The 13,447-nt window shown below is 62.8% G+C and carries 15 protein-coding genes; 1 reads left to right on the forward strand and 14 read right to left on the reverse strand.

Annotated features, from left to right (window positions below; all coding sequences use genetic code 11):
• Nucleotides 1-8 precede the first annotated feature (8 nt).
• From G8E10_RS17105 to G8E10_RS17140, 8 genes are all read right to left on the reverse strand, one after another.
• A complete protein-coding gene (locus G8E10_RS17105) occupies nucleotides 9-1,286 on the reverse strand; it encodes a multidrug effflux MFS transporter (RefSeq protein WP_167130045.1) in 1,278 nt (425 codons plus the stop codon).
• A gap of 30 nt (nucleotides 1,287-1,316) precedes the next feature.
• Complete coding sequence (locus G8E10_RS17110; RefSeq protein ID WP_165910563.1) at nucleotides 1,317-2,558, reverse strand: multidrug effflux MFS transporter; 1,242 nt, start codon at nucleotides 2,556-2,558, stop codon at nucleotides 1,317-1,319.
• A gap of 426 nt (nucleotides 2,559-2,984) precedes the next feature.
• Nucleotides 2,985-3,320 carry a Grx4 family monothiol glutaredoxin gene (grxD, locus tag G8E10_RS17115; RefSeq protein ID WP_110727936.1) on the reverse strand — a complete coding sequence of 112 codons (336 nt, stop codon included), beginning with the start codon at nucleotides 3,318-3,320 and terminating at the stop codon, nucleotides 2,985-2,987.
• Between the two features lie 141 nt (nucleotides 3,321-3,461).
• A complete protein-coding gene (locus tag G8E10_RS17120; RefSeq protein WP_167130046.1) occupies nucleotides 3,462-3,692 on the reverse strand; it encodes a hypothetical protein in 231 nt (76 codons plus the stop codon).
• A gap of 4 nt (nucleotides 3,693-3,696) precedes the next feature.
• Nucleotides 3,697-3,930: a BolA/IbaG family iron-sulfur metabolism protein gene (locus G8E10_RS17125; RefSeq protein WP_062593005.1), complete on the reverse strand. Its 234-nt coding sequence runs from the start codon at nucleotides 3,928-3,930 to the stop codon at nucleotides 3,697-3,699.
• A gap of 65 nt (nucleotides 3,931-3,995) precedes the next feature.
• Nucleotides 3,996-6,227: a phosphoribosylformylglycinamidine synthase subunit PurL gene (gene purL, locus G8E10_RS17130; RefSeq protein WP_167130047.1), complete on the reverse strand. Its 2,232-nt coding sequence runs from the start codon at nucleotides 6,225-6,227 to the stop codon at nucleotides 3,996-3,998.
• Between the two features lie 103 nt (nucleotides 6,228-6,330).
• Complete coding sequence (locus G8E10_RS17135) at nucleotides 6,331-6,924, reverse strand: acyloxyacyl hydrolase (protein WP_167130048.1); 594 nt, start codon at nucleotides 6,922-6,924, stop codon at nucleotides 6,331-6,333.
• 66 nt (nucleotides 6,925-6,990) lie between these two features.
• Nucleotides 6,991-8,400 (reverse strand): aminotransferase-like domain-containing protein, encoded by a 1,410-nt coding sequence (locus G8E10_RS17140; RefSeq protein ID WP_167130049.1) that lies wholly within the window; start codon nucleotides 8,398-8,400, stop codon nucleotides 6,991-6,993.
• A gap of 86 nt (nucleotides 8,401-8,486) precedes the next feature.
• Between G8E10_RS17140 and G8E10_RS17145 the strand changes: the two genes are divergently transcribed.
• Nucleotides 8,487-8,762, forward strand: a complete 276-nt coding sequence (locus G8E10_RS17145; protein ID WP_167130050.1) for a DUF1127 domain-containing protein — start codon at nucleotides 8,487-8,489, stop codon at nucleotides 8,760-8,762.
• Nucleotides 8,763-8,888: 126 nt separating this feature from the next.
• Here the strand turns inward: G8E10_RS17145 and G8E10_RS17150 are convergent, their stop codons facing one another.
• The 6 genes from G8E10_RS17150 to G8E10_RS17175 form a co-directional block, all read right to left on the reverse strand.
• Nucleotides 8,889-9,278: a hypothetical protein gene (locus tag G8E10_RS17150; RefSeq protein ID WP_110798964.1), complete on the reverse strand. Its 390-nt coding sequence runs from the start codon at nucleotides 9,276-9,278 to the stop codon at nucleotides 8,889-8,891.
• Nucleotides 9,279-9,342: 64 nt separating this feature from the next.
• Nucleotides 9,343-10,014, reverse strand: a complete 672-nt coding sequence (gene purQ / locus G8E10_RS17155; RefSeq protein WP_110727929.1) for a phosphoribosylformylglycinamidine synthase subunit PurQ — start codon at nucleotides 10,012-10,014, stop codon at nucleotides 9,343-9,345.
• On the reverse strand, nucleotides 10,011-10,268 hold the full coding sequence (locus G8E10_RS17160) for a hypothetical protein (RefSeq protein ID WP_167130051.1): 258 nt from the start codon (nucleotides 10,266-10,268) through the stop codon (nucleotides 10,011-10,013). The genes purQ and G8E10_RS17160 overlap by 4 nt, the downstream gene beginning before the upstream one ends.
• 18 nt (nucleotides 10,269-10,286) lie before the next feature.
• On the reverse strand, nucleotides 10,287-10,529 hold the full coding sequence (purS, locus tag G8E10_RS17165; RefSeq protein ID WP_092933883.1) for a phosphoribosylformylglycinamidine synthase subunit PurS: 243 nt from the start codon (nucleotides 10,527-10,529) through the stop codon (nucleotides 10,287-10,289).
• Nucleotides 10,530-10,572: 43 nt separating this feature from the next.
• Nucleotides 10,573-11,337: a phosphoribosylaminoimidazolesuccinocarboxamide synthase gene (purC, locus tag G8E10_RS17170; RefSeq protein ID WP_092933881.1), complete on the reverse strand. Its 765-nt coding sequence runs from the start codon at nucleotides 11,335-11,337 to the stop codon at nucleotides 10,573-10,575.
• Between the two features lie 190 nt (nucleotides 11,338-11,527).
• Complete coding sequence (locus tag G8E10_RS17175; protein ID WP_167130052.1) at nucleotides 11,528-13,363, reverse strand: EAL domain-containing protein; 1,836 nt, start codon at nucleotides 13,361-13,363, stop codon at nucleotides 11,528-11,530.
• Nucleotides 13,364-13,447: the final 84 nt, after the last annotated feature.

Raw genomic sequence — 13,447 nt, forward strand, 5'->3', positions numbered from 1 at the left:
GCTGTTCGTCAATGGCCGCCCATGCCCGGTTCCATCTCCGGCTCGTCGCCGGGGTGGGTAAAGAGCTGTCCGCGTTCGGCCCAGAGCACGGCAAGGATGGTGAATATGCCGAAAAGGGCGAAGCCGACGAAGAGCGGGCGCACCGTCCCGTCGAACATCTGCCCGATCATGCCGCCGAGGAGAGCGCCGCCGGTGGTTGAGACGAAGCCGGTGACCGCCGTCGCCGTCCCCGCGATATGGCCCATGGGCTCCAGGCAGATGGCGGTGAAGTTCGTGGTGATGACGGCGAAGAACATCAGCATGATGCTGAGCATCAGATAGGTGAAGAGGAAGGATGGCGTGCCGAAGAACGCGACGCCGACCGCGAGCAGTCCGAGTGCTGTGAAGATGATCATGCAGGCATGGGAAATTCGGCGCATGCCGAAGCGGCGGACGAAGTAGCCGTTTATGAAGTTGGCGACTGCGATGCCGGACGCCGTACCGGCAAAGGCGATCGGCAGCCAGTCGCCGAGGCCATAAACCGTTCCGAAGATCTGCTGCACCGTGACGATGAAGGTGCAGATGACGGCGGTGAACAGCGTGAGGCCGAGCATGTAGCCGCAGGTGATGCGGTTGGTGAGGACCGTGCGGAAGCCGCCGGAGATCGCTGCGACTGAGAGGGGCAGCCGCTCGGAAACCGGCAGCGATTCGCGCATGCGCAGGCTCGCCCAGACGAACAGGATCGCGCCGATGACGCCAAGCAGAATGAAGATCCAGTGCCAGTCGGCATAGGTGAGCACAGCCTGGCCGAAGGACGGCGCGAGGATCGGCACCAGCATGAAGACGATCATGATGTAGGACATGACCCGGGCCATCTCGCGGCCATCGAAGCAGTCGCGCGTGATCGCCGTGGTGGTGATGCGGATGGCGGCGCCGCCGACGCCTTGGGCGAAGCGGAAGGCGAGGAGGGCCGTAAAACTCTCCGTCCAGGCGGCGGCAAAGGTCGTGACCGTGAAGATGGCCAGGCCAAGCAGCAGGATCGTGCGCCGGCCGAAGGCATCCGCAAGACTGCCGAAGACCAGCTGGGCGAAGCCGAAGCCGAAGAAGTAGACCGCGATGACCAGCTGCGCGTCGTTCGGATTGGGCACATTGAGCGAGCTGGCGATATGCGGTAGCGCGGGGAGCATGCTGTCGATGGCGACCGCAATGCTCGCCGTCATCAAAGCGATGGTGATGACGAACTCGCGGAAGCCGAGCCCGATGCGTTGCGAGCCTTGCGGCAGAGGAGGCTGGGAGGGGGTGGACATACGGATCTCGATCTTAAGGGCGGTTGGGGCTCAGCCGGCGGGATGGTGGTGATCGGACGAGAACAGGCGGCCGCGCTCGGCCAGCAGCACGAAGAAAAGGCCGATGATGGCGACGGACATGAAGCCGAATGCCAGCGGCGTGACCGTGCCGTCGAAGGCCTGGCCGATCATGGCGCCGATAAGGGCGCCGCCGATGGTCTGCATGAAGCCGATGACGGAGGATGCCGTGCCCGCGACATGGCCGAGGGGTTCCATGGCCATGGCGTTGAAGTTCGCGCCGATCAGGCCGAACTGGAACATGGCGCTCCCGTAGAGGATGGCAAACAGCCAGAACGGCAGGAAGCCAGCTGCGGAGAACAGGGCCCAGACGGCGCTGGCTGCTACGAAGAGCAGAAGCGCGATGTGGGATACCCGGTGCATGCCGTAGCGGCCGACGAGGCGCGAATTGGTGAAGGACGCCACCGCCATGAGGCCCGCGAAACAGGCAAAGACCAGCGGGAAGTAATTGCCGAGGCCGAACACGCCGACCATGACCTGCTGGGCCGAATTGATGAAGCCGAACAGTGCGCCGAAGATGAAAGAGATCGACAGCGCGTAACAGAGTGCCGTGCGATTGCCGAGAACGATGGCGAAGGAGGCGGCAATGCCCTTGATCGTGAACGGGCGGCGGTTCTCCGGGGCAAGCGTCTCCGGCAGGTAGAGCACGACGAGCACGGTCGCGAAGAACGCGTAGATGGAGATGACCAGGAAGATCATGTGCCATTCGGCAAACAGCATGACCAGCTGGCCGATGCTCGGTGCAATGACGGGCACGACCATGAAGACCATCATGACGAGCGACATGACCTCGGCCATCATGCGCCCGCCATAGATATCGCGGACGATGGAGACGCTGATGACGCGGGTGGCGGCAGCGCCGAGGCCCTGCACGAAGCGCAGAGCGAGCAGTGCGCCGAAGCTTGGCACGAAGACGATGGCGAAGGCACAGAGCGCATAGATCACCAACCCGGCGATCAGCGGCATCTTGCGCCCGAACCTGTCGGACAGCGGCCCGAAGAAGAGCTGGGCGCTGCCCATGCCGATCAAGTAGGAGGTGATCACGAACTGGCGGCTGTTCTCGTCGGCAACACCGAGGCTTTGGCCGATCTCCTGCAAGCCCGGCAGCATCATGTCGATCGACAGGGCGTTGATCGACATCAGCATGGCCATGATGGCGATGAACTGACCCTTCGACAACGGCATCGCGATGGCGGGTTCCGTGGTGGACGTCATTTTCAAAAGTCCTTCCATCCCGCCGCTTTGCGGCAGGCGATCCGACGGAAGCACGCGGCAGCGCCGCGCATCGGCCGGACGTTCAGCCATAGGTCGTAGCCGATCCCGAGACCAAGTGATCGCTTGATCGGGGATCATTGGCCCATAGCGCTTTTCAACGAAATCTGCCGGAAACCGGCCATGATGGGATGCATCGCTGCTGTCCCGGTGTGTCTGTGAGAGGACGGATCACCGCATGATTCGGAACCCTGATCAAACATATCGCGGTGCTCGCGGCTTCGGTAGCGCAATCCGGCAACAGCTGCGTGACGACATATCGACCGGCAGCTGCCGCGTATTTACTTTTCAACGGGTCGGGATGCCTCGGCTGAAAACAATGACCCCGGCGCGAGGCCGGGGACCAGATATCTTGCAGAGGAAGCCGGATCAGGCCGAAGCTTTGACCTCGACGCCGTTTTCCTGCAGATGCGTCTGAAGCTCGCCGGCCTGGAACATCTCGCGGACGATATCGCAGCCGCCGATGAATTCGCCCTTGATGTAGAGCTGGGGAACCGTCGGCCAGTTCGAATAGTCCTTGATGCCCTGGCGCAGATCCGCATCCGCGAGAATGTTGACGCCCTTGTAGTCGACGCCGAGATATTCGAGGATCTGCACGACCTGTCCCGAGAAGCCGCACTGCGGAAACTGCGGGGTGCCCTTCATGAAGAGCACGATGTCGTTGGTCTTGACCTCGTTGTCGATGAAATCGTGGATGCCGGTCATACTTGAATTCCTTCTCTGTCCCGCTTCAAGGACGGGTGTCGATAACAGTCACATAGCATGCCGCGGCGCGGTTTTCACCCATCCCGCTCGAAAAAAGGATGGGACCTCCGCATGAAGCGGAGAAACCCTCGACATTTGGTATTAGACGCGCTTCTGCTTGCTGCGCGCAGCCGCGGTGCGTTTGCGGCTGACTTGCTTCTTCGGCGCCATGGCCTTGATGATCGCATCTTTGACGAGCCCGGTCACAACGCCGGTCGGGGTGCGGGCCTGCCGGCGCGTCCGCTTCGTCGTGCCGGGGCCGCTCTTCTTCAGGATCTCCTTCAAGACCCCGTCGACCACGCCTGCGAACAGCATCTTCATCAGGCCGGCCATTCGTTTACTCCGGAACCGATGTCTGCAGGGCAAGCGCGTGGAGTACGCCGCCCATATTGCCTTGCAGCGCGTTGTAGACCATCTGGTGCTGCTGCACTCGGCTCTTGCCGCGGAAGGCTTCCGCGACGACTTCGGCCGCATAATGATCGCCGTCGCCGGCGAGATCGCGGATGGTCACCTGCGCACCGGGAATGCCGGTCTTGATCATGTCCTCGATATCGCCCGGTTTCATCGCCATGGGGTGTTCTCCTTGTTCCCGTACGGGTTAACCCGCTCGGGCCCGATCCGGTTCATTCTGTGGCTTTATTCGGTCGCAGGCAATTCACCGGACATGAAGTCAGGGAACCACGATTCATACGCCTTTTGCAATCTCTCGATCGGAACGGCGCGGGCCGCGCCGAGCGTGACGGTCGCGCCGCCCGTCTTGCCGATGACGGGCGCATAAACGCCGCGGATTTCGGCGATGTTCTGGATCTCCTCGACATCGTCGGTCTTGACCGTGACGACGTAGCGGGCCTGATCCTCGCCGAAGAAGACGGGAATAGGGTCGCGGCCTTCAACGGCATCGATCGTCGCGCCGATGTCGGAGGCGATCGCCATTTCGGCGATGGCAAGGGCGAGACCGCCGGACGAGCAATCGTGGACGGATGTGACGAGGCGGTCGCGGATGAGCTCGCGGACGAAGTCGCCGGACTTGCGTTCAAGCGCCAGATCGACATGCGGCGGTGGGCCGTCAGTGCGGCCGTGTATGTCGCGCATGTAGACGGACTGGGCGAGGTGGGTTCCGAGTTCTACCGGCGCGCCGACGAGCAGGATCGTCTGGCCTTCGGCTGCGAAGCGAATACGGGCCATCTTCGACCAGTCGTCGATGAGGCCGACGCCGGCAATGGTCGGGGTCGGCAGGATCGCCTGACCGTGCGTCTCGTTGTACAGCGAGACGTTGCCCGAGACGATCGGGAAGTCGAGCGCGAGGCAGGCTTCTCCGATACCCTTAATGGCATGAACCAGCTGGCTCATGATCTCGGGCTTTTCCGGGTTGCCGAAATTCAAGTTGTCGGTGGCCGCCAGCGGCAGCGCGCCGGTCGCGGTCATGTTGCGCCAGCATTCGGCGACAGCCTGCTTGCCGCCTTCGAAAGCATCGGCCTCGACATAGCGGGGCGTGACGTCGGAGGAGAAGGCGAGTGCCTTCGTGGCGTGCCCCTCGACGCGCACGACACCGGCATCGCCGCCCGGCAGCTGCAGCGAGTTGCCCTGGATCAGCGTATCGTACTGCTCGTAGACCCAGCGGCGCGAGGCGTTGTTCGGGGATCCCACAAGCTTCAGCAGCGCATCCGCGATGTCGGCCTGGGGAATGTCATCCGCGGCAAGCGGAGCCGGTACCTTGGCCGGCGTCCAGGGGCGATCATATTCCGGTGCTTCGTCGCCGAGTTCCTTGATCGGCAGGTTCGCGACTTCCTCGCCCTGATGGAGCACGCGGAAGCGCAGATCGTCCGTCGTCTTGCCGACGATGGCGAAGTCGAGGCCCCATTTGACGAAGATCGCCTTGGCGACCTCTTCTTTGGAGGGCTCGAGCACCATGAGCATGCGCTCCTGGCTTTCCGACAGCATCATTTCATAGGCCGTCATGCGCTCTTCGCGCACCGGCACTTGATCGAGGCTCAGCTCGATGCCGAGCCCGCCCTTGGCGCCCATCTCGACGGCCGAGCAGGTGAGGCCGGCAGCGCCCATGTCCTGAATAGCGATGACGGCGCCCGTCTTCATCAGTTCGAGGCAGGCTTCCAGCAGGCACTTTTCGGTGAAGGGGTCGCCGACCTGCACGGTCGGACGCTTCTCTTCGATCGATTCGTCGAATTCGGCCGAGGCCATCGTCGCACCGCCCACGCCGTCGCGGCCGGTCTTCGCGCCGAGATAGACGACCGGCAGGCCTACGCCCTTGGCTTCCGACAGGAAGATCGCGTCGGTCTTGGCGAGGCCCGCCGCGAACGCGTTGACGAGGATGTTGCCGTTGTAGCGGGCGTCGAACTCGACTTCGCCGCCGACCGTGGGAACGCCGAAGGAATTGCCGTAGCCGCCGACACCGGCGACGACGCCGGAGACGAGGTGGCGGGTTTTCGGATGATCCGGGGCACCGAAACGCAGCGCATTCATCGCCGCAATCGGCCGCGCGCCCATGGTGAACACGTCACGCAGGATGCCGCCGACACCCGTTGCCGCGCCCTGATAGGGCTCGATGAAGGAGGGGTGGTTGTGGCTTTCCATCTTGAAGACGACGCAGTCGCCATCATCGATATCGACGACGCCGGCGTTTTCACCGGGGCCCTGGATGACGCGCGGGCCCTTGGTCGGCAGCGTCTTCAGCCATTTCTTCGAGGATTTGTACGAGCAGTGCTCGTTCCACATGGCCGAGAAGATGCCGAGTTCGGTAAAGCTCGGCTCGCGGCCGATCAGATCCAGGATGCGCTGGTATTCGTCCGGCTTCAGGCCGTGGGAGGCGATGAGGTCCGGCGTGATCGGGCGGGCATTTGAGATGGCCATGTGAAGGTTCCCTGAGACGTTGGGCGGTTCTTAGCCGAAGCCCGCCCGTCGCGCGACAGGAAAATGCCGTGGGAATGCTGCCAAATGGCGGTAAAAATGGTTTTCAGAATTGATAACCGACCATCAGGCCTGCCCGCGTGAAGCCGCCGTTCGGGCCGTCGCAGAGCTTGGCATGGGAGGCGTGTTCCACCTGACCGATGAGGCTCCATTTTTCATCGAGGCGATAGCCGACGGCGGCGTATTCATGAAAGAGAAGCCGGCAGCCGAGGCGGGGGCCCTCCTCACCTGACCCATCGAGATTGCCGTCATGCACGAGGCCGCCGAAGCCGGCGTCGAGAAAGAGCTTGGGGCTGACGTCGAAGGTCCAGTTCAGGCCGGCAAATGCCAGATTGGCGCCGTTGCCTGTGCCGATCTCCCCGCCGACATGGACGCGCGGACGGGCCAGCGCATCTCGCCAGTCGGTGGCCGTGTCGCGGTCGAACGGATCGAAGAACAAGGTGAATGACGGAAAGGCGCCGTCTTCGTGGAGGTTGCCATCGGCAATGGAGGCCGTCGCGCCGAAGCGCAACTCGTCGAAAGTGCCGTCGCCGGCGGAGGCCGGCAATGCAAAGCCAAGCTGCCCGCTAACGAGAAGGAGGCATGCCAGCGCCAAAGGGCGGCGGCTCGGCTTCGGCTGGGTGTTGCCGGCAGGAATCATGTGAATGTCCACACTTATGAAGGTCGTGCGTGGACTGAAGCAGGTCTGTCTTGCGGGAGACTTGCCTCAACTGGCGCTGTCGTAGCCGGCAAGACCTCCGTCCAGCACGTTCCGGAGCATATGGAAGCCGCGGCGGACATCCTCGCGGCCGTGATTGGAAAAGGCGATGCGGACCCGGTGGTGCACCTTGTCGGAGCGTCCGGCCTTGAACTCGTCCTCGCCATCGATCAACACGCCGGCCTCGAAGGCGGCCGCCTTGAACGTGCCCGCCAGCCACGGCTCGGGCAATTGCAGCCAGAGGAAGGGGATCTGGGGGACGGACCGGAAATCGTGTCCGCTGAGGATATCGCGGGCGAGAGCCTCCCGTGCCTCCAGTTCCACAACGACGCGGCTGAGGATGGCTTTGGCTTCACCGGACAGCACCAGCCTTGCGGCGCATTCCGCCAGCAGGAACGCGGTGCCGCCGGTCAGCATCTTGTGGGCGATCTTCACGCGGGCGGCGAAGTGCGGCGGGCAGGAAACCCAGCCACCGCGAACGCCGGGTGCGACGGACTTCGACAGGCCGGACACGACGAAGGTCCGCTCCGGCGCGAGCGCTGCAAGCATGGGCTGGGTGTCGTTCGTGAGGACGCCGTAGATGTCGTCCTCGATCAGCAAGACATTGTATCGCCGGGCGATGGTGGCGATCGCCTGACGCCGCGTGCGATCCATCGTGGCCAGCGTGGGATTCTGCAGGGTCGGCATCAGGAAGACGACGGCCGGGTGCTGCTGCTGGCAGATGCGCTCGAAATCCTCCGGCACGAGGCCCTGCGCATCGATGTCCCCGGCAAGGATGCGCCGGCCCATGAGGCTGAGCGCGCGAGCGACCTGGCTGTAGGTCATGTTTTCAAACAGGATGCGATCACCGGGCGCCGTCACAGCCGTGACGACGGAGACGATGGCGGCGTGGACGCCCTGCGTGACGACGATACCCTCGACATCCGGCACCCAGCCGGCGCGCGCCATCCAGGCGGCGCCCGCTTCCTGCCAGTGCGTTGGCGCCGCGCGCGTGTAATCGGCGATCTCCGTCGGATGGTCGGACACGACCTGCGCCAGGATCTCTTGGACGACCTGCGCCTGCCCGACATGCGATGCCCCGGTCGCATCGAAGCGCAGCTTGCCCGTCGGCGCCTCGAAAGGACGTGTGCCGGCTAAGGATTTCATCGAATCGGACGTGGTATCGGTTGTGGTCTTCCGCTCGCGGACATAGGTGCCGCGCCCGACTTCGCCGGCCACCAGCCCGCGTTCGTGCACGAGGGTATAGGCGCGGCTGACAGTGCCGAGGGTTACGCCGATATCAAAGGCCAGATTTCGCTGTGCCGGCAGTTTTTCACCGGGCGGCAGCGCGCCGCTGTCGATCGCAGCCTCGATGGACTGCGCGAGCTTGAGATAGAGCGGTCCGTCGCCGGCCGAGAGATCAGGAAGCCAATTTGTCATGGTGACAATAATGACATTGCTCGATTGTCTTTGTCAATTGTACGCATTGATCCGAAATGATTTTGCAGGACTTGGGAGCAATCACGATGTCGGTCAGCCAGTATAACGATACAATTGGAACAATTTATCCCGATAGTTTCGAGCGTGAGCGGTTGTTTCGATCAAGCGGCGACATGGTTTCGCCGCCACGTCCGATAAGGCGTGGCTTTCTCGGACGGATAAGGGAAAGATTTGCCGAATGGCGGATGAAGCGTGCGGGACGGCTCGTGCTCAGGGATCTGACGGATGATCAGCTGAACGATATCGGCCTGACGCGCTGGGACGTTCGTGAGGAGCTTGGCAAGTCGTACTTCATCGAGTGAGTGCTGGCACCGTATCGTCCGGTCAGCACTTCACTCGATGGATGCAGATCAGAGAGACTTGGTAGAGTCATAGGCGAGTCGGCGACAGCGGAGCACGATGGATGCTGGCCCGGCGGCGAGACGGGATCAGCAGCCTTTTTCGCCAGCCATCCAGCGCTTGATGTCGCCTGTCATGCGTGTGCCGACCGGTTCGCTGAACAGGGGACCGAAGGCATCGACCTTGGCCGGATGGCCTTCGGCCTGGATGACCGCAAGCGGGCGGGCTTCGGGATTGTTGCGCTTGACGAGCAGGATGCGCGGGCGACCGGAGAACGAATTGAGTTCCGGTGCGAGGCGGTAGGCCTTGAAGGCAGCATCGCCCGACTTGAACCAGCAGGCGTTGGCGCTGAGCGCGATGCGCTCCATCGTCGGCAGCGCCGCGACGTTGCGGACGGGTGCCGGCTCCGGTGCCGACTGGCAGCCGGACAGGAGCGCTGCGATGGCGGCAGCGATGGAAGACAGGCAAGCAGGATTCATCGCTGGATCTCGGTATGGGTCCGGCTACGCCGGACGCTGTGTCGGAAAGAATCGCGGCCGATGATCAGGCCGCAATGACGTCGAGAGCCGAGGCGAACAGGGCGCGACCGTCCGAGCCGCCATGCGCGGCTTCGATCAGGTTTTCCGGATGCGGCATCATGCCGAGAACGTTGCCGCGGGCATTGGTGACGGCCGCGATATCGTTCATCGAGCCGTTCGGATTGGTGCCGGCCGCATAGCGGAAGACGACCTGGCCGTTGCCTTCGATGTCCTTCAGCGTTTCAGCGTCGGCAAAGTAGTTGCCGTCGTGATGGGCGACCGGGCAGCGGATGATCTGGCCTTCCGCATAGGCGCGGGTGAAGTCCGTCGAGGCGTTGACCACTTCGAGCTTGATCTCCTTGCAGACGAACTTCAGCGAAGCGTTGCGCATCAGCGCACCCGGAAGCAGGCCGGCCTCGAGCAGGATCTGAAAGCCGTTGCAGACGCCCAGTACACGGACGCCCTGTTCCGCCTTGGCCTTGATCGCCTGCATGACGGGCATGCGGGCGGCAATGGCGCCGCAGCGCAGGTAATCGCCATAAGAGAAACCGCCGGGAATGACGATCAGGTCGACATCCGGAATTTCGGTTTCCGTCTGCCAGATGGTGACCGGCGGCTTGCCGGAGATCATGGTCAGGGCGGTGATCATGTCACGGTCGCGGTTGAGACCGGGGAGCTGAACGACGGCGGACTTCATGGATGCGGATCGAACCTTGACTGTGCCTCGGCGAGCTCACGCAGCTCGAGGCGGTTTTCAATGCGGTCGAGACGGGTCTCGTGGCGTCCGAGGACGCCATAGATGTTGTGAATGTCCTGCTGAACGGAAACGAGCGTGCCACGCATGCTCTGCATCTCGCTCTTCAGTTCACCGATGGACAGATCCAGCTTGTCGAACCGCTGATGAAACCTCTTCAGCAACTCGTACATCAGTTCATTTGTGACCTCTGCCATGCCACTCTCCCGCAACCTTCAGTCGAGGGAGATAGTATAGTTCTCGATCACGGTGTTTGCCAACAGCTTATCGCACATGGCCTTTACGTCGGTTTCGGCTTTCGCGCGGTCGTCGGTGTCGACCTTGAGGTCGAACACCTTGCCCTGGCGAACCTGGCCGATGCCTTGAAAACCGAGGGCGCCGAGGGCGCCTTCGATTGCCTTGCCTTGCGGGTCGAGAACGCCGTTCTTGAGCGTTACGGTTACGCGTGCGGTGATCACTTGTCGTTTTCCTCGAAACTGGATGCTCTCGGGTTCTGGCGGCTTACTTGACCAGAACCGGACCGGAACCGCGCGGCGGTTCGTTTTCATTCATGATGCCGAGACGGCGGGCGACTTCCTGATAGGCTTCGACTAGGCCGCCCATATCGCGGCGAAACCGGTCCTTGTCCATCTTTTCCTTCGTCACGACGTCCCAGAGACGGCAGCTGTCGGGCGAAATCTCGTCGGCCAGGATGATCCGCATCATGTCGCCTTCAAACAGGCGGCCGCATTCGATCTTGAAATCGACCAGCTGGATGCCAACGCCGAGAAACAGGCCGGTCAGGAAGTCGTTGACGCGGATGGCGAGCGCCATCACGTCGTCGAGCTCCTGCGGGCTTGCCCAGCCGAAGGCCGTGATGTGCTCTTCGGAGACCATGGGGTCATCGAGCGCGTCGGCCTTGTAATAGAACTCGATGATCGAGCGCGGCAGCACGGTGCCTTCCTCGATTCCGAGGCGCTTGGACAGCGATCCGGCCGCGACATTGCGCACGACGATCTCGAGCGGGATGATCTCGACTTCCTTGATCAACTGCTCGCGCATGTTGAGGCGGCGGATGAAGTGGGTCGGGATGCCGATGCGGTTCAGATGCGTGAAGATATATTCGGAGATGCGGTTGTTCAGCACGCCCTTGCCATCGATGACGTCATGCTTCTTCTTGTTGAAAGCGGTGGCATCGTCCTTGAAGAACTGTATCAGCGTGCCCGGCTCGGGGCCCTCATAGAGGATCTTGGCCTTGCCTTCATAGATTCGGCGGCGACGGTTCATAGACTCTGTCTCATATTGTTGTGGGCGCTGGGAGATGCGCCTTTTCGTTGGTGCAGTCGGGGCATGTTTTTCTCCCGGGTCCATAGCGGAAAAGAAAACATTTCACAATCGGCGTCTGATCCGTCCTCGGGAAACGCGAGGGGCAATCGCTGCATTGCAGGCCTGCGCCGGCCTCATGGCGGCCGCGGGATTATTCTGCAGCAGGGGGAGAACCTTCCGTTGCAAGAGCCGTATCAGCGGTTGCCGGCAGGCGCGCGCGCAGGAAGGCTTCTATGTCCCGCGTCCCCATGGGGCGGGCGAGGGCATACCCCTGCAGGACGTCACACCCCATCGTCCGGAGCAGATCGATCTGCGCCTGCGTCTCGACGCCTTCCGCAACGATCTCGATATCGAGCGCATGGCCCATTTCGATGATCGCGGCGATCAGGCGACGATGGCGTTCGCCGCGTGTCAGCGGGGCGATGAGCGCCCGATCGATCTTCAGCCGCTTCGGGTGAAGTGTGGTCAGCCCGAGGACGGAGGCGTGGCCTGTACCGAAGTCGTCGATCTCGATGGCGATACCGGCTTTGCGGATGCGATCGATGGCTTTGGACATCTCGTCGTCGAGGGCGTCGAGGAAGATCGATTCGAGCATTTCGAAAACGAAGGTGCCCTTGGGGAAACTCTGCGTCGGGAAGGACGCGAGCAGCTGGGGATCGAGCAGGCGGCGGGCGGAGATGTTGACGGACATGCGGGGGACATCGAGCCCTTCGAGCCTCCAGCGCAGAAAGTCCGCGCAGGCTTTCTCCGCCAGAGACCGGTCGATGCGCCACATCACGTCGATATCTTCGGCGATCTTCAGAAACCGGTCCGGTGCGAGGACGCCGTGCTCGGGATGCTGCCAGCGCGCCAGAGTTTCGACACCGCTGATCTCGAGCGTCTTTGCATCGAACTGCAGCTGGTAAAACGGCATGAAAGCGTCGTCGTCCAGCCCGCGCAGGATGTCGTCGGCTGTCTGTTTGATCGCGCGGTTTCGATTCTCCAGCTCTGCCGTGAAGAGAACGGTGCGGCTGCCCTTCTGCGCCTTGGCAGAGGATAGGGCGATCGCGGCGTTGATCAGCGCCTGGCGTCCGTCCACATCGTCGCCGGTCCGGGAAAGCCCGATGCTGACGCCACAGCGACAGAGGTGGCCGTCGCAGGGGATGGGTGCTTCCAGGATGCGTATGACCTCCTCTGCGATCTGCGCCGCATTCTCCGAGCGCTCGCCGGCCCCCAGCACGAGTGCGAACTCGTCGCCTCCGATGCGCGCAAGCCACTCGTCGTGAAAACGCAAACTTTCCAGCAGACCGGCCACGTGGACGATGGCAGCGTCACCCGCCCTATGGCCGAGCGTATCGTTGATCTCCTTGAAGCGGGAGAGGTCGATATGCAGGATGGCGTGGGCGGGACGAGGACCGTCCGGGGGTGCCGGGAGGCTATCCAGCCAGCGCAGGAGAGCGTGCCGGTTCGCAAGGCCCGTCAGCTGGTCCTGCAGGGCGCGACGCTCGATCTCGCGCCAGGCGCTCTCCAGTGCCTCGTACCGGGTTTCGGACAGCGTGCGGGCCTGTTCGAGGCTCTGCTGCAGCATGACGTCTTCCGTCACATCCCAATTGGCGCCGAGCAGCCGGTGGTGGCCTTTACCGTCGCGGAACGTCACCGAGCGGGAGTGGAGGTAGCGAACCTCGCCATCAGGCCGGATGATCCGGAACGCATTGAAGAAGGGTTCCCCGGAGGCGATTCCCGCATTGATCGTCGCCCAGGTTCGATCGCGGTCTTCGGGATGGAGGGTCTTTTCGAGCAGATCGCCCTCATCTTCGTCGGGCCGGTCGCCGTAGCCGAAGATCTGCATGAGGACGGCATCGCGCGTGACACGGCCTGTCTCCAGATCCGCATCGAACACGCCGATCTTGGAAACATCGAGTGCGAGCCTCAAGCGCCGGGAAACGTCGTCCGGCGGAACCATGTCGAGAGGAGCGCTGTCGCTCTGGCTGCCAGGTTCGCTCGTCACATCCACGTCCGCCCAGCCCGGGGAGTATCGCCCGAGACAGGTTCGTCTTCAGGCACCTTTCCATCTATCAGGATTCACCCAGAT

Origin of the sequence: Ferranicluibacter rubi, from assembly GCF_011603255.1 — a bacterium.
Taxonomy (GTDB): domain Bacteria; phylum Pseudomonadota; class Alphaproteobacteria; order Rhizobiales; family Rhizobiaceae; genus Ferranicluibacter; species Ferranicluibacter rubi.

Excerpts from the sequence above, each read along its gene's own strand:
- G8E10_RS17105 (WP_167130045.1), bottom strand. The coding sequence starts at position 1,286 with ATGTCCACCCCCTCCCAGCCTCCTCTGCCGCAAGGCTCGCAACGCATC.
- G8E10_RS17135 (WP_167130048.1), bottom strand. The coding sequence starts at position 6,924 with ATGATTCCTGCCGGCAACACCCAGCCGAAGCCGAGCCGCCGCCCTTTG.
- G8E10_RS17110 (WP_165910563.1), bottom strand. The coding sequence starts at position 2,558 with ATGACGTCCACCACGGAACCCGCCATCGCGATGCCGTTGTCGAAGGGT.
- G8E10_RS17140 (WP_167130049.1), bottom strand. The coding sequence starts at position 8,400 with ATGACAAATTGGCTTCCTGATCTCTCGGCCGGCGACGGACCGCTCTAT.
- G8E10_RS17120 (WP_167130046.1), bottom strand. The coding sequence starts at position 3,692 with ATGGCCGGCCTGATGAAGATGCTGTTCGCAGGCGTGGTCGACGGGGTC.
- G8E10_RS17125 (WP_062593005.1), bottom strand. The coding sequence starts at position 3,930 with ATGGCGATGAAACCGGGCGATATCGAGGACATGATCAAGACCGGCATT.
- purQ (WP_110727929.1), bottom strand. The coding sequence starts at position 10,014 with ATGAAGTCCGCCGTCGTTCAGCTCCCCGGTCTCAACCGCGACCGTGAC.
- G8E10_RS17145 (WP_167130050.1), top strand. The coding sequence starts at position 8,487 with ATGTCGGTCAGCCAGTATAACGATACAATTGGAACAATTTATCCCGAT.
- purC (WP_092933881.1), bottom strand. The coding sequence starts at position 11,337 with ATGAACCGTCGCCGCCGAATCTATGAAGGCAAGGCCAAGATCCTCTAT.
- purL (WP_167130047.1), bottom strand. The coding sequence starts at position 6,227 with ATGGCCATCTCAAATGCCCGCCCGATCACGCCGGACCTCATCGCCTCC.
- G8E10_RS17160 (WP_167130051.1), bottom strand. The coding sequence starts at position 10,268 with ATGGCAGAGGTCACAAATGAACTGATGTACGAGTTGCTGAAGAGGTTT.
- grxD (WP_110727936.1), bottom strand. The coding sequence starts at position 3,320 with ATGACCGGCATCCACGATTTCATCGACAACGAGGTCAAGACCAACGAC.
- G8E10_RS17150 (WP_110798964.1), bottom strand. The coding sequence starts at position 9,278 with ATGAATCCTGCTTGCCTGTCTTCCATCGCTGCCGCCATCGCAGCGCTC.